A 22,318-nucleotide genomic window follows, 5' to 3' on the forward strand; every position below is an offset into this window, starting at 1 on the left:
GACGGTGCGTGTGTATTTTGAACCTTTCATATTATATCACAAGACGTATAGGGCCACAAGCTTTTTTTGCGACTTCGTCTTTCAAGTTTTTATGGATAAATATATGACAATATGGTAGAATAATGTTATATTGTCTTCTGGGTGCAGATGTCCCGGACGGAGCAGTACCCTTGCCGTGAAGACATAATAGTAAGGCCACAGAAAGGACTATTTTAAGGAGGTACGGCTCATGTTTGAACAAATGGAAACCCTGCAACCTGTCATCTTAGCTGGCGGCGATGATTCCCGTATGGGATACAACAAGGCCCTGGCTTCGTTTGAAGGGACGACACTGATTGAAACGATTTACACCCTGCTCGATTTCGTCTTTGACAAATCTCCTATGGTCGTAACCAACGACAAGGCTATTTTCAAGGACATCGACTGTCTGAAAGATGCCCTCATCGTAGAAGACGTGTATAAAGGCGCCCAGACACTGGGGGCTGTAGCAACGGCCTTCCAGTATACCGATGCGGAAAATATCTTCGTCATCGGCGTCAACATGCCTTTCGTTTCCGTTCCCATGATTGAAAAGATGTCCTTCCACATCCAGGCGGCCGATGCCGTCGTTCCCGTCCAGGATGGAACCGACATCTGTCTCCATGCCGTGTATAACCGCCGGCTCATGCCTCTCATGCGGAAGAAAATCGTCGAAGGCAATCACCTTCTCCACTCGTTCTTCCCCCAGATCGACCTGGTACAGATCCCGGTCCGCAAGGATAAGCAGGAAGATGCCATATTCTTCGATGTCCACACACCGATGGACCTCAAGATGGCCGAAGAACAGTACGAATCAATCAAGGAAACGGAACCGGAAGCATTCCAGCCCCTTCTGGAAACAGATCCCATAGCTCTCAAAAAAGACTGATCATAAAAATATACGCGCCCTATAAGCGGATGCAGACAGGCGCTGCAGGATCTCTTGTTACGATCTTGCAGCGCCTGTTTTTTGTCCCGCCGGTGCGGGAACAGCGTTATTCCAATATGTAGACCAGCACAGTCCGGCGGCCGAACTGCATGCACTGGTTATAATCGAGCATGCACAGGTCCACCCGGTTCCCCAGGATATCACTGCCCGTATCTTCCGCCCGGGCAATACCGTAGCCGGGGATGTAGACTGTCGTGCCTAAGGGAATGACGTTGGGATCGACGGCAATCTCACCGTAGCGGGCACGCGTCCCCATCTTGGTGATGCCTTCGCCGTTGCCATCGGTTGGCAGATAGGCCGTGGCAACCATCGTATAGACAGCTTTGTACTTGGATATGGTGCCCGTATTGATTTCTACCGTTTCCTTCGTGCCTACATGGCGGATGAGCGGCTGCATCTCTGCCACCAGTGTCGTAGAAATGTGCTCTTTGCCGACGACCTGACCATCGAGGCTGACCAGATAATTCTTGACTGTCTTGCGGCCATTGACACCCTGCTGCAGGACCTGTTCTTCCCCCTGGCCCAGTGTTTCATCGGGAATGCTTTCGATGGCATAGGGGACCACTTCGTCTTCCGTGATTTCCTTGCGGGATAATACGCCCACCCTGATGGTCATGTTTTCTTTGACAGGAGCCGATACATCTCCATATGCCCGGTAGTTCTCACTATCGTACCCGGCCTGTTCGACTGCTTCCTGCACCGTCTTTTTCGCAGTGCGGATGGTCTTTTTCTGATTCTTATATTCTATCGTCACCGGTACGGCCCGGCGCACAGTCGCCGTCGTCCCTTCTTTCAGCGTATCGGTCGAAAGCTCTACTTCGTCATGATGACCGAGGGAAATATTGTTTTCCCGCAGGAGCGCTTCCGCATTGATCGCATGGGTATAGACGGTATGCGTCCGGCCATCTGCTTCTATGGTCACTGCCCTGCCCCGGTCCACGAATCCCGTCAGAGATACCAGTACCAGCAAAGCAATCAGAGTCACATACATGCGCGTAATGCGCTGGGAAATACGTTTTCTCATCCATATCCTCCTTATTTCAAATACACCATTCTCTTGATTTTATCAGAAAGTGGGGGCATATGTCAAAATAAGGCCGGATTTGTAACTAAAATGTGTCATTTATCCCCAGAAGTCCGCCGGAGCACCCTGGTCTTGATATCTTTTTTCTGCAGCTGCCGCGTATGGTCTTCCGCTTCTTTCTGCAGCATCGCCTGGGCATGAACGGGTTCTCCTTTACGCGTATCAGCCAGATAGCGGTATGTCCCGTCGCCGTTCATGGCATAGGCTTTGACGTTATCATGGAAATACAGGTTCAAGATTCCTTTGATCCGTTCTTTATGGGGCTGATATTCGACGGGAATCATCAGTTCTACCCGTTCGTTCAGATTCCGCGGCATCCAGTCGGCGGAGGAAATGAATACATCTTCCCGGCCATTATTATAGAAATAAAAGAGGCGGCTGTGTTCCAGATATCGTCCTACGATGCTGTGGACTTCGATATTATCACTGAGGCCGGGTACTTCCGGACGGAGCACGCAGATACCACGGACGATGAGCTTGATTTTGACGCCAGCCTGCGACGCTTCATAGAGGCGGGCGATGACTTTCTTATCAAGGAGCGAGTTCATCTTGGCGATGATCAAAGCTTTCTTCCCTTGCCGGGCCCAGGCCGTTTCCTGATCGATTTCTTCATAAATCCGCTGACGCAGATTGAGCGGAGCTACGGCCAGTTTGTTCCAATATGGAGGATCGGAATAACCGGACAGGAGGTTGAAGGAGGCCGAAGCATCGACGCCGATCAGCGGGTCGGAAGTCAGAATACCGACATCCGTATAGATGCGGGCCGTCTTGCCGTTGTAGTTCCCCGTCGCCAGATGGACATAGCGTTTGATGCCGTCTTCTTCGCGGCGCACGACGAGGGTAATCTTGGAATGGGTCTTGAGGCCCATGATGCCGTAAATGACGTGGCAGCCGGCCTTTTCCAGCTTCGCCGCCATGTGGATATTATTTTCTTCATCAAACCGGGCCTTAACTTCCATGAGCACCGTGACCTGCTTGCCATTTTCCGCAGCCTGGGCCAGGGCCGCGATAATGGGCGACTTGCTGCTCACGCGGTACAGCGTCTGTTTGATGGCCAGTACGTCCGGGTCAGTGGCGGCCAGGCGGACGAAGTTTTCGATAGTTTCAAAGGTTTCATACGGGTGATGGACCATGATATCGCGCTGCGAAATAGCGGTCCACATATCCGGAGCATGGAGGTTTTCTAATTCGTACGCCGGCTGCGGGAAAGCCGGTGCATAGCGCAGATAGTCGTAGCCTTCGATACCCGTGAAGGAGAAAAACACCTTGCAGTCCAACGGTCCGGGGATCATGTACACATCGCGTTCTTCCAGAGACAGTTCGGTCATAAGCAGGGTCTTCACCATACGGCTTGCCGAATCAGCCAGTTCCAGACGGACGGCAGCACCTTTTTTACGCTTTTTCAGCGATTTGACGACTTCTGCCAGGAGATCTTCCGCATCATCATCGATGTCCAGGTCGGCATCGCGGGTCACGCGGAATGGCGTGACTTCCAGGATTTCACAGCCCAGGAAGAAACGTTCAGCAAAGGTACTGAGCACGTCTTCCAGGAAGAGGAACTGCTGTGGTCCCGTTTCGCCCGGCACTTTGATAATCCGATTGATGACTGACGACGGTACGGGCAGGATAGCTGTCTTGACGCTGCTATCCCCTTCGCGGCGGCGCAGGAGGACAGCCAGGTTGAGGCTCAGACTGGAAAGGAAGGGGAACGGGTGGCTCGAATCGACGGCCATCGGCGTGACGACCGGGTAGATTTCCCGTTCAAAGAAATTTTCCAGCCATAACTGCTGCTTTTCATCCAATTCAGACGGCTTGATGAAATACAGGCCTTCGCCACGCAAGCGGTCGCGCAGGTCATTCAGATAGGCATACTGCTGCCGTACCTGTTCGTGTACCATCTGTTCGATAGCTGAAAACTGTTCCTGCGGTGTCATGCCAGCAATATCGTGGTGCGGCACGCCGCTTTCGATGAGATGCTTGACGCCGGCCACGCGAATCATGAAAAATTCATCGAGATTCGATGCGCTGATAGCGACAAAATTCAGTTGTTCCAGCAGCGGATTGGAGGGAACAGCCGACTCCCGCAGCACTCGTTCATTGAACTTAATCCATGTACATTCACGGTTTAAAAAATTATGAGGATCTAACGTATCCACTCATCACACCTGCCCTTTCAGCAATCGGGGAGTAATACCGAATATTTCTTCAAAATTCCGGCTGGCCTGAATAAACGACCACCGTTCGAGAGAAATATCCAGTTCCGACTGATAATACAATCTGAGTTCCTTGTCGCCTAAAACGGCGCGAATCTGCTTGATTTTTCCCGTATGACTCTTATCGATAGCATCTGCCAGGGAAAAGATAGCCTGCAGTTTAGAAATCAATACTTCCAGTCCCGGCGTTGGATTCCGGTCAACCCAGTCCGCATGTTCTGAAGGCATGTACGGGTCAATATAGGAAGCGACACTGGCGACGATTTCTTTTTCTTCGTCTGTAATACTGAATAAATCAGTCTGCCGGATCAATTCGTACGAACAGACACGATGCTTGCGCATGTTGATGAATTTACCGGTTTCGTGCAAAATAGCAGCCAGCCGCAGCAGATAGCCCGTATGATACGCAAGGCCACAGCGTTGATACAGAGCCTGGAAAATTTTTGCAGCATACGATTCGACGCGAGCCGAATGATCCGGATTATACAGGTAGCGGCCAGCGATGGTCCGGGCCAGGTCAAGCAGCAGTCCCCGCTGGTGATTCACATAGGGATCTGCTGTCTGTTCGGCTACGTAATACAGGGAATAGCCTTCCGTAAAGGTCGTACTCATCAATACGATCATGTCGATTTCAATAGTCCGGAACAGTTCATAGTACAGCATAAACGTCGGCATGAGCACATTGGCCAGGCCTTCGGATAATTTGAAGCGCTGCATGAGCTTAAGCGGCGTCAGGCCGTGGAAGGATTCGACAAAATCGCGGAACATCTGCGGCCGGATCAGCGTGGCCCCATTCTGTGGCTCGATGTGCATCAGCTTGCCCAGGAGGACGGCGCTTTTGCCGGAAAGGACGATATAGCGGATGTCATGTTCGTGCACATTAGCCCAGAGCGGTGCCAGACTGCCATGAATGAATTCCCGCGCTGCTGTCGGAAACGAAATGTCTTCGCGCTGACGCTGTGTAAAGTTTTCCATAATCCGCAGTGAACCAAGATAGACATTCTGCTGGAACAGAAGATGGTCATCCTGCCAGCAGGTCAGGCCCATACCGCCAGAGGTAATGTCTACCAGCAGCACAGCATGACCAGCAAAATTAAAGGTCCCTTTCAGGACATGATAATAGAGGCCAAAAAACTTGTAGTAAATTTCTTTGGCCATGTGAACGACTTCGACTTTAAAGCCCGTGCGTACTTTAATCTGGTCGAGCGCATTCAGCATATTGTCGGCTTCCCGTATGGCTGTCGTCGTAATGACCCGTACGTCCTGTATATCATAGTCACGCAGCAATTGTTTGAAGCCGTTCAGAATGCGGCAGATTTCATTTAAGGAACGGAAACTGACGTGATGTGTCTTAAATACTTCTTCACCGTATTCCACTTCCTGGGATACATTTTCTATGATTGTCATATCATCCATCGCCGTGTACGATATGATTTTCATTGCCATATTTACAGTACCGATATGAATGATACCGGCATACTGCCTTACCCTGTTCTCCATAGTCAACCCTCACTCGTATTTAGTTTTAATATCTATATTATACATGATTTCAAGAGGTCATTTACCTATTTTCTGTATAATCTTTGTAAAAGATTTCCCTATTTTACTATAAAAAATTTCCGGCCCCACTTTTTTTCTGATATAATATGTATTTAGCGACAAGTTGGTATTGCCCTTCGTCTGTCTGATTGAATATAAAGAGAGGTATGTTATGGAAAAAATAGCCATCATTGATCTGGGATCGAACTCCATCCGATTCGTAGCCCTGCAGATAGCAGATAATGGTGCGTATTCGTTTATGTATCAGGAAAAAGAAGCCATCCGTCTCGGCCACGGTCTGAGCGAAACGCAGATGCTGAGTGAAAAAGGCATGGAACGAGCCATGACCTGTCTTAAAGTCTACAAACACATGATGGATGTCGGTCATATCGAACATTGTATTGCCGTAGCCACAGCGGCTGTCCGCAATGCTTCCAACGGCGATGATTTTCTAAAGCGGATCAATAAAGAAACAGGCATTACCATGAATGTCATCACTGGTGAACGGGAAGCCTACCTGGGTTATCTGGGTGTCATCAATACGATCAACGTCCGTGATTTTGTTCTCTTCGACCTGGGCGGCGCCAGTGTTGAATTAACTCTCGTCCGCAATGGAGAAATTAAAAAATCCGTATCCGTGCCCATTGGAGCCGTAACGCTGACGGAAAAATTCAATACCTCCGGTGACCCCGACCCGGATGCCCTGGAAGCCTGTCAGAAATACGTCGGCAACCAGTTGGAAGAAGTCTCCTTTATCACTGATGCAGGCCTGCCTCTCATCGGTATAGGCGGGACGGCCCGTAATTTTGCCAAGATGGACCAGCGCATCACAGGCTATGATTTATCCAAAATCCATAATTATATTCTATCATATGACAACTTCGAAAATTTATTCATCGAAATTACGACCCGTACGGCAGTAAATCGGAAAAAGATACCCGGTCTTTCTTCCGATCGTTCTGATTTAATCATCGCCGGGGCCCTGGTCATCGATACCTTATTTTCTCTCACGCGCAGTCAGGAACTCATCGTCAGCGGCTGCGGCCTGCGTGAAGGCTTGTTCTTCGAATACTACGCCGCTTATGCCAATATGGAAAAACCACGCTTCGACGATATCCTGGAACAAAGCATTTCTAATTTCCTCAAGGCCCTGCCCAACACGAACTACCAGCATATCCAGCAGGTAGAACGGGTAGCGGCAATGCTCTTCGACCAGCTGCAGCCCCTGCACGGCTACGGTCCCAAGGAACGGCGGCTTTTGGTCACGGCAGCCCGCCTGCACGATGTGGGAAAAATCATCAACTATTACGATCATGCCCGTCATTCGGCTTTCATCATCGGCCATGCACCGATTTACGGCCTGACTCAGATGGAACAAATCGACGCCTCGTTCATCGCCGGATTCCATCATGGTATCAGCCGTAAAATCATGCGGTCCTATCGGTATGCCCATATGCCATCGGAAGAAGAATGGACGATGATCCGTCGCCTCTCTACCCTGCTGGCCCTGGCTGAAGCGTCGGACCTGACCTACGAACAGCTCGTGGATAATATCGAAGTAGCTCATGCAGAAAACGTCATCGTCCTCATCCTGACGGTCACACCGGGAGCTACCTACAACGCGGCCGATTATGAAATGAAGCAGCTTCTCAGTCAATTCAAGAAAGAATTCGGAGCATCTCTGCTGCTGGTATGGAAATAAAAGGCAAAGCTCCTTTCATAGTTCGTTTGACGTTTGTCAAAAATTAAATAATATACAAAATGCACCATTCATGATACATCAAACTTTCCCTATCATACTCTAAGGAAAACGGGACTGCCTGTGCTGGTACAAACCTTCACAGGCAATCCCGTTTTCTTTATCTATGAGAAATACTATCTGCTGCTATCAGCATTCATCGAGAAGAGATACGTCTTCTCCGGCCAGGATTTTCTTCATCGTCCGTGCCGGGCACATACGGCCGCACATGGAGCAAGTTCCTTCACATTCTGGTTTGCTCGATTCATAATATTTTCTGGCTTTGACCGGGTCAATGGCCAGGGAAATCATCTTTTCGAAGTCAACATCGACACGAGCCTTGCTCATGGCGTCGTCCCATTCCTGAGCACCCGGGATACCTTTAGCAAGATCTGCCGCATGAGCAGCCAGACGGGTAGCGATGATCCCTTCCTTGACGTCTTCTACGGACGGCAGGCGCAGATGTTCAGCCGGTGTGACATAGCAGAGGAAGTCAGCGCCGCAGGAACCAGCAATGGCACCGCCGATGGCACTGGTAATGTGGTCATAGCCCGGTGCGATATCGGTAACCAATGGCCCCAATACATAGAAAGGCGCTTCGTGACAGAGCCGCTTTTCAATCTTCATATTGGCAGCGATTTCTGTGAGAACCATGTGGCCCGGGCCTTCGATCATGACCTGTACGTTGTGATCCCAGGCGCGTTTGGTCAGTTCGCCGAGCGTAATCAGTTCTTCAATCTGAGCGGCATCGGTCGAATCGTGTGTACAGCCAGGACGGCAGGCATCGCCCAGGCTCAGGGTAACGTCATATTTTTCACAGATGTCGAGGAGACGATCGTAATATTCATAGAACGGATTTTCTTTCTTATTCATTTCCATCCAGGCAAAGAGCAGTGAACCGCCACGGGAAACGACGTTCGTCAGACGCGGATTGCGTTTAATCCGTTCTGCTGTTTTCTGGTTCATGCCACAGTGGATAGTCATGAAATCTACACCATCTTCAGCATGTTGTTCGACGACTGAGAAAAATTCGTCGACCGTGATATCTTTCAGGTCTTTATCGAGCATACCGACGGCATCGTACATCGGTACCGTACCGATCATAGCTGTAGACATGCCAACCAGTTTGCGGCGGAAATCACGGGTCTTGCCGAAGTTGGACAAATCCATGATGGCTTCGGCTTTCATATCGATAGCACTCTGGACTTTCTGCAGTTCTTCTTCATGGTTATTATGTTCCGGCGATACACCGAGATTGACGTTGATTTTGGTGCGGCAGTTCTTGCCAATGCCTTCCGGGCTGAGTGCCGTATGCAGTTTGTTGGCAGGGATAGCTACCTTGCCGCTGGCAACGAGTTCCATCAGTTTTTCAACAGGCATCTGTTCCTTTTTAGCAACGATTTCCATTTGCGGCGTAACGATACCTTTACGTGCTGCATCCATCTGTGTGGTGTAGTTCATGACACATCCTCCTAAACATATCCAAAAATACATAACAAAAAAGCCCACCCCCGCAGGGTGAGCTATCATATCCGGTAACAGCTTCCCTACGTCGGCATTACCCGAATCAGGTTAAAGGGTCATTCTCAGCCTTGCGGCGCCCCTAGCTTTTTATCCTTCGCTTATTATAGTACACCCTGTTCATAATTACAAGTCATATTTTTATGCAGACCAGTAAATCGCCGTGGCAGCAGAGAGGCTATGCAGGACGAATATCACAGTTTCTTCACAATTTGAAACTAATTGCTCTATATATCGTTTGTCGTATTTTCAGAAGAGACATTTTACTGTATAATATTCTTATCAGAAATCCAATATGAGGATACAATAAAGTAAGGAGGTACTCTACATATGAAATATCGTTTCTTAAAAGCTCTGACCCTGACAGTCCTGCTGGCAACAGCCAGCGCTGCTGCTCCTGCCGTTACAGAAGCAGCCGAACAGGCCCCATCAGTCATTAATGTGACGGGATACGCAGAACAACAGGTCGCCCCGGATACAGCCTACATCACCATTGGCATGGAAAGCACGGCCAGCAATGCCCAGAAGGCCCGCAGTGACAATAACCTGGTCATGAACCAGGTTGCCAATGCCGTCAAGGCTCTGGGGGTCACTAAGGATGATCTGAAGACGACAAACTTCAATATGACCCCGAATTATGATACGAATGGCAGGAAGATTGTCTCTTACACCGTGACAAACAATCTGCGCATCCGCGTTTCTGATTTTGATCTTATCCCGCGCATCATCGAAAAAGCAGGCCAGGCCGGTGCCAACCGCGTCATGGGAATGACGTTTACCAATGAGCACGCCGATACCATTAAAAACAACCTGATAAAGGAAGCTGTCCATAACGGCCGCAGTGCCGCTGAAGCTGCCGCTACGGCTGCAGGCGGACAGCTCGGAAAAGTAAAAGAAATCAATATCAGCGGCCGTACGCCATCTTATTCCAGCGTTTACGCCGGAGCTATGAATGCCCGCCTGATGAAAGCCGAATCGGCCGATATGGCACCGGTCGAAGCCGGTACAAACACGCTGAGTGAAACCGTCAGCATGACCTTCTATATCCAGTAAGAGACTATATAGTCTTCCTGATAGAGGCGGACTGATAGAGGCGGATCTATGCATCCCCTGACAGGGATATCCGTAAGAGGCGGCGACAAAATGAACCCAATCGTTCATTTCGTCGCCGCCTCTTTTCGTTTATGGAAAACACGGATGTCTCCATTCCAGCGCACAGGCATTTACATAACAGTTATAAATAGTAAATAACCGTTTTTAACTCTTTATAACTCTATATTCTTATTTGCTTCTGACAATATAGAACTGCCAGAATCGGAGTAAACAGGCTCGTATCGGTGGTGTACTCCTCTGCCGACAGGAATCTCCCCTGCTGATCGTATATATGCCGGGATACGCTGATGCGGTATGTATGTTCTTCTTCTTTCTGCTTTTGTACCGTAATATATTCCTGCATGATATACGGCTTGTGCAGCCGTGCTGCGGCCCGGCACGATTCAGCCATAGACTCGCCAAAGGCCGGTGAAAAAGCCGCTCCATTGATAGAACGATACAAGGTATGATGAATGACGGCCCGCATATACGGCATATCATCCTGGATATCTTCATCAAGGGTGAACACAGGCGGCGCCACGTATATATCAGAATGGACGACAGGGTGTCGTTCAATGAAAACCGGGCTGCCGGTCTGCTGTTCATACGCCCACAAACTATCATAATAGTTACGGAGTGCTGCATCGGCATAGACGATCATGCGATGGCGGAAATGATACGAATCAGGACTATCCTTCCAGACAATTTTCGTTCCAAACTGATCATACGGTGTATGCAGCGCCTGCAGGATATGCTGGACCGGATCTCCTTCTATGACAACGCGTTCCAGATTCATGGCCTGTCCATAGGCATCTGCAAAGGCCTGGTTTCCTACAGCAGGCGCACCAAAGGAGATAACGTGTATATCTCCCGGTGAATAACCACGATCTGCCATACGGGCACCGATGAGCGCGGCGGCAGCACCACCCAGGCTGTGACCCGTCACAAGCAGTTCAGCTTGCCTGTTGGCGATGAGGGAAGACAATGTATCTGCTACTTTTTTTCCCCCGAGATCCGCATCGAGGATTGTCCGGGCGTAGTCATCGAAGCCTTTGTGTACTGACGGGATTTCCCGTCCGGACTCCAGTCCGTCTTCCCGGTGAAAGGGAACTGAGTGGGTTCGCAAATCACTTTTGATATCTTTTTTGTCTACTGTTCCCGATATAGCCAGGATATAGCGGGCCGGGTGTTCTTCTACGGCTTTTTTGTGTAAGACGATAAATTCAACCTGTGAGGACTTATTGATACGGGTAACGCTCTCCAGCTGCCATCCTTCATCCCGGTATTCCGACTTTGCCAGTTGTCCCGGCTTATCGTCGTACGATGCCAGCGATGCCATAGCCGCTTCATACCGGACTTTAGACTGGAGATATGCGTTTTGCCCATCTGCCGCCAGCACACTGGAGCACATACCTGCAAAAAAAAGGCAGCTCGTCACTGCCTTTACGATTGGATTCATATGAGACGCCTCCTTTTATGGATGCCACGATAAGATAGAAAAGACTTCCCGGTTCGGATGATCGGACACTTCGAAGTGGAGGGTCCGCGATAATTCTTGTTCCAGTCTTTCCCGCCGTTTCCGTTCCTTCAGAAAATCCACCACGTCCTGGTGGGCACTAATCAGGAAATCTCCTTTTACGTGACGCACCTGTACCATATGGCGAAGGCGCCGGATAATCTGGATAGCTACCGTTTCAGGAGAATAGAGATATCCCGAACCACCGCAGACGTTACACGGACTGAACTGGACCTGATGAAGTCCCTGGCGTGATTTCTTCCGCGTAATTTCTACCAGATTCAATGCGGTCATGCCCATGACATGGGTTTTGGTACAATCCTGGGCGGTTTCCCGTTCGAGGATGTCCAGGATTTCCTTTCTCCGGTTCGACTGGGCCATATCGATGAAATCAATGATGATGATGCCTCCAATATCACGGAGACGCAGCTGGCGCGCAATTTCCACGGCAGCCTCTTTATTGACGTGAAAAATCGTATCCTGAAGAGTGCTGCTCCCCGTATACCGGCTGCTGTTGACATCAATGACAGTCAATGCTTCGGTCCTGTCAAATATGAGATTGCCGCCGGAAGGAAGAGGCACTTCCCGGGCCATCAGGCAGCGGAGTTGTTCTTCCAGATGGTACAATTCAAATACGGGCTCATCACCCTGATACAGACTGACCCGTTGTCTCCAGCCGTCATCGGGCAGGACCTGACATATCCTGTCATAGGCTTCTTTGTCATCGACAATGATTTTTTTTACATCATCCGTACAATAGTCACGGATTGTCCTCATGACCAGGTCGGCTTCGCGGTACAGCAATTTGGGCTTGCGTGCCAGTTCGTACCGGCGCAGTACGCTTTGCCACGTATGCAGGAGATACGTAATATCCGCCGTGAGGTCCTTTTCTGCTATATCTCTGGCGACGGTCCGGATAATGATGCCCATGCCTTCCGGTTTCAACTGGCTGGCTATGGCACGCAGGCGGTCCCGTTCCTTTTCATCGCGGATTTTCTTGGAAACGCCGATATAATCCACTGTCGGCATCAGCACGGCATAGCGGCCGGCCAGGCTGATATTGGCCGTCACTTTCGGGCCCTTGCTGCCCTGTTCTTCCTTTACGACCTGGACGAGAACACTCTGACCGACAGAAATGCGGGTCTGCTGGATCTGTTCCTTCGTCGCTGCCCGCGGGAATAGGTCGCCAAGGAAGAGAAAGGCATTTTTCCTGCGTCCTATATTGACAAAGGCGGCCTGCATAGCCGGCAGGATATTCTGTATCGTCCCTCTGTATATATGATTGACAATGTGATTTTCATCATTCCGCTCTACGGAAAAGTCACGCAGCATCCCTTCTTCCAGAATGGCTATCCTCGTTTCCTCCGGCATGATATTGCCAATAATTGTCTTCATCCGTCTTCACCTGCCTTTGCAATGACGCTGCCTTCCGTCTTTTACTATATGCTATACACCATCAAACAGCGAATAATTCGTTCCATTTTTGCGGACATAGATGCCTCGCCGCCAGGCCAGAACGAGATCTGCCTGTACAGGCAGACCGAACTGTGCCATCAGCACGTCCCATAACTGCTGCGGCTTGATAGCCCCGTCTTCCGTCTCCAGAATTCCCGCACGAAGGCAGATGCCATCCTTTTCTACTATGCCAGACACCGGTTCGACGATATGGTTTTTCACGGCTATAAGGCGTACTTTGTGGCCTTTCTTGACTGATACCTTTTCATAGGTCACATCGGACGCTTCATTGAATGCCTGGAGAATACCGTCCAGTTCATCCTGACTTACCGGGCGCGCAGCGGGTCCTTTGATATCATACACGGCATAGTTGGCAACTGCCATGAGTTTGGGAGCTTTGGCATCGATGTACTTTCCGTCCCGGACGGAAAAACCGTCGGGCGAAGCAGCGTTCATCCGTTCTATGACATCGGTGACGGGTACGGGTTCTGCCAGTTCCATATCGAGGTATTCCACATCGGCACCGACGCCGACGCCCAGAGCCGAAGCAAAGCTCAGTTTCATATGGGGGTTGAACCCTTCGGAATACAAAACAGGCAGTCCGGCACGGATGATGATGTAGCGCACACAGCGGGCAAAATCCAAATGAGAAAGAAATTGCAGTGCCCCTTCTTTTTTAACAGCTAAACGTAATCTTTCCATGGCTGTCTCCTTCCTTATAGTCTTTGACATGGACACCGAGCGAAGGACAGACGCCACAGCCAGTACAGCTCAGATGGCGGCAGTCATGAGTCAGGCTGCCTTCGACAGCTTTCTGCCATTCTTTCTTGAGAAAGGCTTTACCCGCCCCATCGGAGAGATGATCCCAGGGAAGTGGTTCTTCCGTAGACCGCGTACGGGCGGCATAATAATCGGGATCGACATCGGCATTCTTAAAGGCCTGCATCCATTTATCATAGTCAAACAATTCTGTCCAGCCATCAAATTTACAGCCCAGTTTCCACGCTTCATAGAGCACGCGGCCCATGCGGCGGTCTCCCCGGGCAAAGGTGGCTTCCATACGGCCCGTTTTGGCATCATGGTAGTGATAGGATATATGTTTGTCCCGGATCAGCCCTTTGAGATATTGCTGACGGCGCTGGATTTCTTCAACCGGCAGCTGGCCATACCACTGGAAGGCCGTATGCGATTTGGGTACAAAACTGGATACGGAAACGGTCACTTTCCCATTATTTTTATGGGTAATCTGGCGGTATAGATTCAATACTTTATAGGCCAGGTCGGCAATGCCGGCCAGGTCTTCATCGGTTTCCGTAGGAAGGCCCATCATGAAATATAACTTGACCGTAGACCAGCCATTCTTAAACGCATTTTCGCAGGCCTGCATGAGGTTTTCTTCAGTGACGCCTTTATTGATGACATCGCGCAGCCGCTGCGTCCCCGCTTCCGGTGCCAGTGTCAGGCCGCTTTTACGGACCTGCTGTACCTTTTTGGCAATATCGATGGAAAAACTGTCAATGCGCAAAGATGGCAGGCTGACACTGACTTTCTGGTCTTTAAAAGCGTCCAGCAGTTGATCTACCAGTTCAGGAAGACAGGAATAATCCGCTGAACTGAGACTCATAAGGGATATTTCGTTGTAGCCGGAATTTTTTATGATGTCCTTCGCCAGTTGCACCAGCCGCTGCGGCGATTTCTCCCGCACCGGGCGATAGAGCATCCCGGCCTGGCAGAAGCGGCAGCCACGGCTGCAGCCACGGAACAGCTCCAGCACGGCCCGGTTATGGACAATATCAATGTTGGGCACAATAGGTTTCGTCGGAAAATACACGTGTTCTACATCCGATACGACACATTTCTCAATCTGGGCCGGTACGCCTTCTTCCACGACTGTAAGACCCTGATATTGGCCGTCACTACCATACTTTGGTTCATAAAAGGCGGGAACATAATTTCCCTGCTGGCCAGCCAGCTGCTTCAACAGTCCCTTCTTGCCACCCGGTTTCCCCGCTTCTTTCCAGGCGATGATCGTATCGGCCAGGAGCTGTACCGATTCTTCCGATTCGCCCAGGCAGAACAAATCAATGTAATCAGCCAGTGGTTCGGCGTTATAGGCACAAGGGCCTCCGGCAACGACGAGAGGCATGTCTTCTCCCCGGTCCCGGGAAAACAGTGGGATTCCTGCCAGATCCATCATATTGAGGATATTGGTAAAGCTCATTTCATATTGCAGTGTAAATCCTACGAAGTCAAAATCAATGACCGGCGTCTTCGTTTCCAGTGAAAAAAGCGGATATCCTTTACTGCGCATGAGCTCTTCCATATCCGGCCAGGGGGCATAGACCCGTTCAGCCGCCACGTCCTGCCGTTCGTTGAGCAGGGCATAGAGGATGCGCAGTCCCAGATGGCTCATGGCCACTTCATACACATCGGGGAAACAATAGGCTACCGTCAGTTTGACGTCTTCATGATTTTTTACGACACTATTCCATTCTCCTCCCACGTAGCGGGCGGGTTTACTGACTTTGCTCAGCAGGACAGGATCGATTACAACAGTTCGTGACAAAGAGAAACCTCCTATCAGGTGCAGACCGGCATCAGAAAATCATCGTCTGCTGCCGCATGTAAATACTCATCAACAGGCCCATAGCCAGCATGTTCGTCGTCAGGGCACTGACACCATAACTCATGAATGGCAGCGGAATCCCCGTGACAGGCATGATACCGCAGGTCATACCTACATTGACCAGTATCTGGAAGGCCCACATGGAAACAATCCCCGTTGCCAGAAGCATGCCAAAGGGGTCTTTGCACTCTTTAGCCGTGACAAGTCCCCGGTAGACGAGCAGGAAATATAAGAATAAAATGACAATACAGCCCATAAAGCCCAGTTCTTCCCCAATGACTGAAAAGATAAAGTCCGTGTGGTTTTCCGGCAGGAAATTCAGCTGGCTCTGGGTCCCCTGGAAGAGGCCTTTGCCAAATAATTCACCGGAACCAATGGCGATTTTGGACTGGATGATATGATATCCGGCACCAAACGGATCGGCATTGGGATCGAGGAAGACGAGAATACGGGATTTCTGATAATCTTTCATGAAATGCCATCCTATCGGCGCCAGAACGACGCCGGCGGCAAAGATATTCCGCAGCAGGGACATTTTGACATTGGAAACAAAGAGCATGCCAAAAGTAATAGCCAGAAATACCAGGCTGGTCCCCAGGTCTGGCTGTTTCAGTACCAGCAGGAAGGGAATCCCGACAAACAGACCGATAGGAAGCAGGCTTTTAAAAGAATTCAGTTTATCTACTTTATTGGATAACAAGGCTGCCGTGCAGATGATCATAATCAGCTTGGAAAATTCCGACGGCTGGATGGTAATCGGGCCGACCTGGATCCAGCGCTGCGCCCCCAGGGCCGATGTACCGACGAACATGACCGCCAGCAGGATGAGCAGATTCAGCACATAGAGAGGCTTGGCAAAAAGCTTCAGCCGTGTGTAATCAAAGCGGCTGAAAAACAGGACTATCAGGAGATTCAGCACGAATGCCCCGCCCTGCTTGGCCACGAAATCGTAATTGATGACCCCTTTGTTTATGTGAGTTGCACTGCCAATGATACACAGACTGCAGCAGACAATCAGGATTGTCGAAAATAACATGACTTTATCTAAATTTTTCCATTCTCTTTTAAACATTCTTACTGACTCCTATCGGCGGTACTGACGCCACATGCGGGACTGGCTGCGCCGCTGCTTCAATGATATGCGCATCGGGGAAGGAACAGGCTGATTCTTGTCAATGGCCGTCTCTGTCCCGGGACAGCCGCTTCCAGACTCCCTATCATCCTGTTCCTGTGGGACTGTTTCCAGTCCACCCGCCATGTTTCTGCATCCGGGGATAACGTGGGCCGCGGCCTTTGCCAGTTCTTCCACTGCGCCGGCAGGAATAGCTTCGTCCACGCCTGTGCTCTCACCGCATATTGCAATTTCTCCTGTCTTCCCTTCCCCTGCTGCAGGCATTGTCTTTTCTTCATGAGGCAGGCCGGCTATGAGCTCCGCGACAGGGACAGGTTCGTTTTCCGTAAGATAGGCTGTGGTCCGCTCCATGGCCTGGTAAAAAGGAAGGCCTTCATCCATATGGATCATATCCCCTTCCTGGGCCAGCCGGTTGATTGCACGGTCATGGGGAAGGATACCGGCAACATGCTCTGCCGGCAATGATTCCAATGCTTCATCAGCAGAGACAAAACCATCGGAATGGCCGTAAAAATTATTGAGCAGCGCCGCATAATGGAACTGTTTATGCTTATTACAGAACTGCATGACCCGGGATGCATCACGGATGGAAGACCAGGACGGTTCGACGACAAAGAGGATTTTGTCGGCGATCGCTACGGCATATTTGTAAGCTTTCCCGCGCCCTGGCGGACAATCAATGAGGATATAGTCATAATCCGGAGCCAGTGACTCCAATGTATATTGAAAGGTCGGGGCATCTACTTTTTCCCATGTATGTTTCTGACTGGCCGCCAGGAAATCAAGGTGCGGCATGACCGGTATAATAGCGTCTTCTGCTTTGCAGCGCTGCTTCATGACATCGACGGCATCATACAGGACCTCATCCTGTACGCCAAAAAGCAAATCGAGGTCACGCAGACCCATATCAGCATCGGCTGCCAGCACCGTATATCCCTTTTTGGCTAATGAGACAGCCAGAGCGGCCGTGACCAGAGTCTTGCCGACGCCGCCTTTACCTGAGGCAACAGCGATTATATAGGACATGGGAAATAGCTCCTTTCTCTATCAATTCTTTTTATCTTTCCCATCATGAGCAGGGCTCTTGCCATCAGCATAAGCGCCTACCTGGAAAAATTCTTCCAGCATGCTCTTGGCGACCGGGCCGGAAGCCAGGGCACCAAAACCGCCTTGTTCCGTCAGGACGGCTATGACGATGCGGGGATGATCAAAGGGGGCATAGGCGACAAACCAGGCATGATCGGCACCGCCAAAATTTTCTGCCGTCCCGGTCTTGCCGGCTACCTGGATGGGGAATCCGGCAAACAAGGAACCGGCTGTCCCCGATTCTTCCGCAACGTTGCGCATCCCTTCCCGGACCAGGTCCAGGGTGGATTTGGAAACAGGCAGCGTTCCCACCTGTTCAGGTGCAAAAATCTTATAGGGCGTGCCATCGAGATTGTCGATGCGGCTGACCAGGAATGGTTTGTACTGGATGCCGCCATTGGCGACTTCACTGACAATCATGGCAGCCTGCAGGGGGGTAACCAGCTGGAACCCCTGTCCGATTGCCGAGTTGAATGTATCGCCGAGATACCAGTCCTGATTGAAATTCTTCTTCTTATATTCTTCACTGGCAACCAGCCCTGTCGCTTCACCGCGCAGGGCAATACCCGTTTTTTTACCCATGCCGAACATGCGGGCATATTCGGCCAGTTTATCGATGCCGACACGACGCCCTAATTCATAGAAATAGACGTTATCCGATTTGGCCAGTGCTTCCGTAAAATTCAGCCAGCCCAGCGCTTCGCCGCCGGCGTTGCGCATATCGACCAGCCAGTGACGGCCACTATCGAAAATCAATTCATCAGGCGTGACCTTCTTCAATTCCAGAGCGGCCGTACCGGTAATCAGTTTGAAGGTTGAACCGGGAGGATATTCGCCGGCGATGACACGGTTTTCCATGGGATGAGCCGGATTATTATTGATCTGGGCCCATTCCTTTTCTGTAATTCCCCGGGTAAACCAGTTCGGATTATAGGAGGGACGGCTGGCCATAGCCAGGACAGCTCCCGTATTGGGGTCGATAGCCACGGCGGCAATCCCATGCGTACCGATACCGTTGGCAACCTGCCGGTCCAGGGCATCTTCTGTTGCTTTCTGTAAATTGAGATCAATAGTCAGATGAAAATTATGCCCCGGTACAGGGTTTTTGCGTTCCATTTCCTTGACCGGCGTACCGCTGGCATCGACCTCGACCTGACGGCCGCCATCCTTGCCGCGCAGCAGGTCATCATAGTACGCTTCCAGACCGGCCCGGCCAATCTGGGTGATGCTGGAAACGCCTTCCTGTCCCTTGAGCCGTTTCATATCTTCTTCGTCGATCTGCCCGACATAGCCGAATACCTGCGCCGCCATGGAATTGTACGGATAATAGCGGATTGGCTGGACATCGACAGATACGCCCGGCAGGTCATTGCGCCGTTCTTCCACCCGGGTGACGATATCCTGTGTCAGGTCCTGGGCCAGGATTGTCGGTTCAAAGGAGTTTTTCCCCTTGGCAATCTTTTCCTGCAGCTTATCTTTGGGAACATTGAGCAGTTTGGACAGAGAATCCAGTTCAGCGTCCGATATTCCCTTTTTTGTCGGGACGTAAGTAACCATGAAACTGGGTCGGGAACCGACGAGGATCTGACCATTGCGGTCATACATGACACCACGCATGGCGGCTATGGGGATAGCCCGCAGGCGGTTGCCGTCTGCCAGTCCATGATAATAGCTGCCTTCAAACAACTGCAGGTACACTAGTCGGCAGATCAGGGCCGCAAAGATAAAAATGACAATCCAGTACAGATAGCGGAACCGCCCGTCCTGGTTCTTTTTTTTCATTAAAGCTTCTAGCATGTATTACACTCCTCGTGCTTCAGGCCTGTCAGCGGAAATCGGCAAAACTATAATACATTTCCTTACGGCGCAGCTTCCAGACCAGATGGTTCACCGGCAGCGCCAGGATTCCGTGATAGATAAGCATGGGCACACTGAATTCAACAAGATATGCGATGATATTGATATACTGCCCGGAAACGAGCAGGACAAGGCAGGTCAGGACCAGGTCCAGGAAAGTCGCTGCCAGCACAACCAGCAAGGTAAGCAGCCATTGTTCTTCTTCTATGTACTGGCCGATGTAGCTGGCTATGCAGGCGATAATCAGATACGGCAGCAAGTGGATGCCAAAGAAATTGCCAAGGACGACATCCTGGGCAAATCCGCCTAAGAGCGCCGTATAGATTGCCACTTTTTTTCCGTGATGGAGCGACATGAGCACCACAAATAGAAAAATCAGATTGGGCTGGGTCACGCCGCCGAAAAGGAAGGGAAGCACCGATCCCTGCAGTATGAATACGACGAAGGCCGTAACCAGACAGGCTAATTTTCTCATAGTGTAGCAGCTCCTTTGACTCCTTCTACTTTATCGCGTTGTGTCTGCGGCACGAGCTTCGGTGAAACATCGGGTTTTTCATAAGAGGAATTGTCTGTCGAATGAGTAATGACAAACACCTCTTCCAGTTTCGAAAAATCGACGTCGGGACGGATGACGGCATATTTGACGAAATCATTGTCATCCTGGTGAATGGACACGATGGTGCCAATATACAATCCCTTTGGATAAATGGATCCGAAACCGGACGTTACGAGCGTATCGCCTTCGAGAATGTCAGCGTCTTTGGCAATATTGACAAACTGTGGTTCTGTCGGGACGTTGCCATTCCCGCGGACTACGGATGAAACGCGGGATTCCGGGCGCTGTACAATAGCCCCGATGCTCGTTCTGGGATCAGTCAGGAGCTGTACCCGCGACGAATGGGGATACACGTCGCTGATGAATCCTACGACGCCAGCCGGGGTCACGACGGCCATATTTTCTTCAATGCCGTCTTCACTGCCGATATCGATGACCATCGTATTGCTCCACGTCCCATAATCACGGGAAATGACCGAACCGGCCCGCACATTGAACTGACGGTGGGCAGCTTTAAAATCCAGAAGCTCGCGATACCGTTTATTTTCGGCCAGGATTTCATCATAATCGACGCTGCGTTCCTTTAATTCAGCATTTTCTTTTTCCAGAGATTCCCATTCAATGCGGTTTTTCAGGCTGATATCTACGATGTGGAACGTAGAAGACAGAGTATCCATGATGCGGCTGGCACCGTACTCAAACGGCGCAGCCACAATCTGCAGCGGTTTGGTAATAAAAGGCAGGGAATCCCGTTGGCGCCAGGCCCAGCCGACAACAGCTATGATAATGAATAATACGAGTACGACGATGATACTCTTTTTACCGAACGAATACAATGTTAAAATCTCCTTCTGTAAATACGTTCTGCCCCTTCGATGAGAGCACCTAATTTTTCTCTGTCATGGAGAGCCTTGCCGGTTCCGCGGGCGACGGCCAGCTCAGGTTCAGCCGCCAATACTACGGGCACCCCCAGTTCCTGGGAAAAGAGCTGATCCATGCCGTGAAGCATAGAGCCTCCCCCGGTCAGGACGATACCGCGTTCCATAATATCTGCTGCCAGTTCCGGCGGCGTTTCTCTCAGGACATCCTGGGCCAGATCCAGTATCTTGACCAGCGGTTTTCCCATGACCCGGTAGATTTCACTGGATTTGACGCCCACTTCCTGCTGCAGGCCGTCGTCTATGCCACGGCCTGTAAAGTAGTACCCCCGGTCTTCCAGTGGCAGAACGGCCGAGCCATTATGTATCTTCATTTCTTCCAGTGTCGAATCTTCTGTGACAATGGCATACTGCTGGCGTATATATTCTTTAATGGCATCATCGAAATCGAGGCTGCCCAGATGAATAGAACGGGACAGGACAATGCCTCCCAGGGAAATGATGGCTATATTCGTCGTTCCTCCACCGATATCGATGACCATATTCCCCACGGGATCATAGACAGGCAGACCGGCACCGATTGCTGCAGCAGCCGCCGTTTCAATCAGATACGCTTCTTTGGCACCGGCCTGGAAAATAGCTTCCATGACAGCTCTTTTTTCTACATTGGATGCAGCCGCCGGTACACCCACCATGATGCGCAGACGCTGCACACTGCGGACACACTTGCTGAGCAGGTACCCCAGCATGGTGCGCGTCACATTATAATCGGCTATGACGCCGTTTAAAAGGGGCCTGTGGATCTTAACCGTTTCTGGTGACTTGGCAAGCAGCTGTTCTGCTGCATGACCGACGGCAATCGTCTTGCGGTTGCGTTCGTCTGTCGCCAAAATGGACGGTTCCGACATGACAATGCCCCGTCCTTCTACGAATACCTGTGTCGTACAGGTTCCCAAATCTATCCCAATATTTTTCGTTAATGGTGAAAACATCGACCCCATGTCATTTCCTTTCGCTGCACACCTTACCGGTATGTATTATATTTCATTGCTACAGTC

At 50.6% G+C, this 22,318-nt stretch carries 17 protein-coding genes and 1 riboswitch; of the genes, 3 read left to right on the top strand and 14 right to left on the bottom strand.

Annotated elements, in window-relative coordinates; genetic code table 11:
* Positions 1-229: 229 nt before the first annotated feature.
* A complete protein-coding gene (locus ACGTIC_RS09495) occupies positions 230-907 on the top strand; it encodes a molybdenum cofactor guanylyltransferase (protein ID WP_075581094.1) in 678 nt (225 codons plus the stop codon).
* A gap of 106 nt (positions 908-1,013) precedes the next feature.
* Here ACGTIC_RS09495 and ACGTIC_RS09500 read toward each other — a convergent pair whose 3' ends face one another.
* The 3 genes from ACGTIC_RS09500 to ACGTIC_RS09510 all read right to left on the bottom strand — a co-directional run bounded on the left by ACGTIC_RS09500 (position 1,014) and on the right by ACGTIC_RS09510 (position 5,764).
* Complete coding sequence (locus ACGTIC_RS09500; protein ID WP_113855805.1) at positions 1,014-1,991, bottom strand: ubiquitin-like domain-containing protein; 978 nt, start codon at positions 1,989-1,991, stop codon at positions 1,014-1,016.
* A 95-nt stretch (positions 1,992-2,086) separates the two neighbouring features.
* Complete coding sequence (gene ppk1, locus ACGTIC_RS09505) at positions 2,087-4,207, bottom strand: polyphosphate kinase 1 (RefSeq protein WP_394522426.1); 2,121 nt, start codon at positions 4,205-4,207, stop codon at positions 2,087-2,089.
* A 3-nt stretch (positions 4,208-4,210) separates the two neighbouring features.
* Complete coding sequence (locus tag ACGTIC_RS09510) at positions 4,211-5,764, bottom strand: HD domain-containing protein (protein WP_113855803.1); 1,554 nt, start codon at positions 5,762-5,764, stop codon at positions 4,211-4,213.
* 211 nt (positions 5,765-5,975) lie between these two features.
* Between ACGTIC_RS09510 and ACGTIC_RS09515 the strand changes: the two genes are divergently transcribed.
* A complete protein-coding gene (locus ACGTIC_RS09515; RefSeq protein ID WP_113855802.1) occupies positions 5,976-7,505 on the top strand; it encodes a Ppx/GppA phosphatase family protein in 1,530 nt (509 codons plus the stop codon).
* A gap of 186 nt (positions 7,506-7,691) precedes the next feature.
* On the opposite strand, the gene thiC is transcribed toward ACGTIC_RS09515, so the two are convergent.
* Positions 7,692-9,002, bottom strand: a complete 1,311-nt coding sequence (gene thiC / locus ACGTIC_RS09520) for a phosphomethylpyrimidine synthase ThiC (RefSeq protein ID WP_059075905.1) — start codon at positions 9,000-9,002, stop codon at positions 7,692-7,694.
* Positions 9,003-9,068: 66 nt separating this feature from the next.
* A riboswitch (TPP riboswitch) is annotated at positions 9,069-9,156 on the bottom strand.
* Between the two features lie 236 nt (positions 9,157-9,392).
* On the opposite strand from thiC, the gene ACGTIC_RS09525 reads away from it, so the two are divergent.
* Positions 9,393-10,115, top strand: a complete 723-nt coding sequence (locus tag ACGTIC_RS09525; RefSeq protein WP_059075904.1) for an SIMPL domain-containing protein — start codon at positions 9,393-9,395, stop codon at positions 10,113-10,115.
* Between the two features lie 220 nt (positions 10,116-10,335).
* On the opposite strand, the gene ACGTIC_RS09530 is transcribed toward ACGTIC_RS09525, so the two are convergent.
* The 10 genes from ACGTIC_RS09530 to ACGTIC_RS09575 are packed head-to-tail and all read right to left on the bottom strand — an operon-like array spanning position 10,336 to position 22,261.
* Complete coding sequence (locus ACGTIC_RS09530; RefSeq protein WP_113855801.1) at positions 10,336-11,613, bottom strand: hypothetical protein; 1,278 nt, start codon at positions 11,611-11,613, stop codon at positions 10,336-10,338.
* A 15-nt stretch (positions 11,614-11,628) separates the two neighbouring features.
* Complete coding sequence (locus ACGTIC_RS09535; RefSeq protein ID WP_075581100.1) at positions 11,629-13,065, bottom strand: Rne/Rng family ribonuclease; 1,437 nt, start codon at positions 13,063-13,065, stop codon at positions 11,629-11,631.
* Between the two features lie 51 nt (positions 13,066-13,116).
* A complete protein-coding gene (locus ACGTIC_RS09540; RefSeq protein ID WP_113855800.1) occupies positions 13,117-13,827 on the bottom strand; it encodes a TIGR03936 family radical SAM-associated protein in 711 nt (236 codons plus the stop codon).
* Positions 13,802-15,691, bottom strand: coding sequence for a TIGR03960 family B12-binding radical SAM protein (locus ACGTIC_RS09545; protein WP_113855799.1), 1,890 nt, complete (start codon positions 15,689-15,691; stop codon positions 13,802-13,804). Before ACGTIC_RS09545 ends, ACGTIC_RS09540 begins: the two co-directional genes overlap by 26 nt.
* Before the next feature lie 31 nt (positions 15,692-15,722).
* Positions 15,723-16,823: a rod shape-determining protein RodA gene (rodA, locus tag ACGTIC_RS09550; RefSeq protein WP_059075899.1), complete on the bottom strand. Its 1,101-nt coding sequence runs from the start codon at positions 16,821-16,823 to the stop codon at positions 15,723-15,725.
* Positions 16,824-16,835: 12 nt separating this feature from the next.
* On the bottom strand, positions 16,836-17,909 hold the full coding sequence (locus ACGTIC_RS09555) for an AAA family ATPase (RefSeq protein WP_113855798.1): 1,074 nt from the start codon (positions 17,907-17,909) through the stop codon (positions 16,836-16,838).
* Positions 17,910-17,930: 21 nt separating this feature from the next.
* Complete coding sequence (gene mrdA, locus ACGTIC_RS09560; RefSeq protein ID WP_059075898.1) at positions 17,931-19,766, bottom strand: penicillin-binding protein 2; 1,836 nt, start codon at positions 19,764-19,766, stop codon at positions 17,931-17,933.
* Positions 19,767-19,794: 28 nt separating this feature from the next.
* Positions 19,795-20,301: a rod shape-determining protein MreD gene (mreD, locus tag ACGTIC_RS09565; protein ID WP_059075897.1), complete on the bottom strand. Its 507-nt coding sequence runs from the start codon at positions 20,299-20,301 to the stop codon at positions 19,795-19,797.
* Positions 20,298-21,218, bottom strand: coding sequence for a rod shape-determining protein MreC (gene mreC / locus ACGTIC_RS09570; protein ID WP_113855797.1), 921 nt, complete (start codon positions 21,216-21,218; stop codon positions 20,298-20,300). The genes mreD and mreC overlap by 4 nt, the downstream gene beginning before the upstream one ends.
* 2 nt (positions 21,219-21,220) lie before the next feature.
* A complete protein-coding gene (locus tag ACGTIC_RS09575) occupies positions 21,221-22,261 on the bottom strand; it encodes a rod shape-determining protein (RefSeq protein ID WP_059075895.1) in 1,041 nt (346 codons plus the stop codon).
* Positions 22,262-22,318: the final 57 nt, after the last annotated feature.

The organism is Megasphaera hexanoica, from assembly GCF_043520715.1.
Classification (GTDB): domain Bacteria; phylum Bacillota; class Negativicutes; order Veillonellales; family Megasphaeraceae; genus Megasphaera; species Megasphaera hexanoica.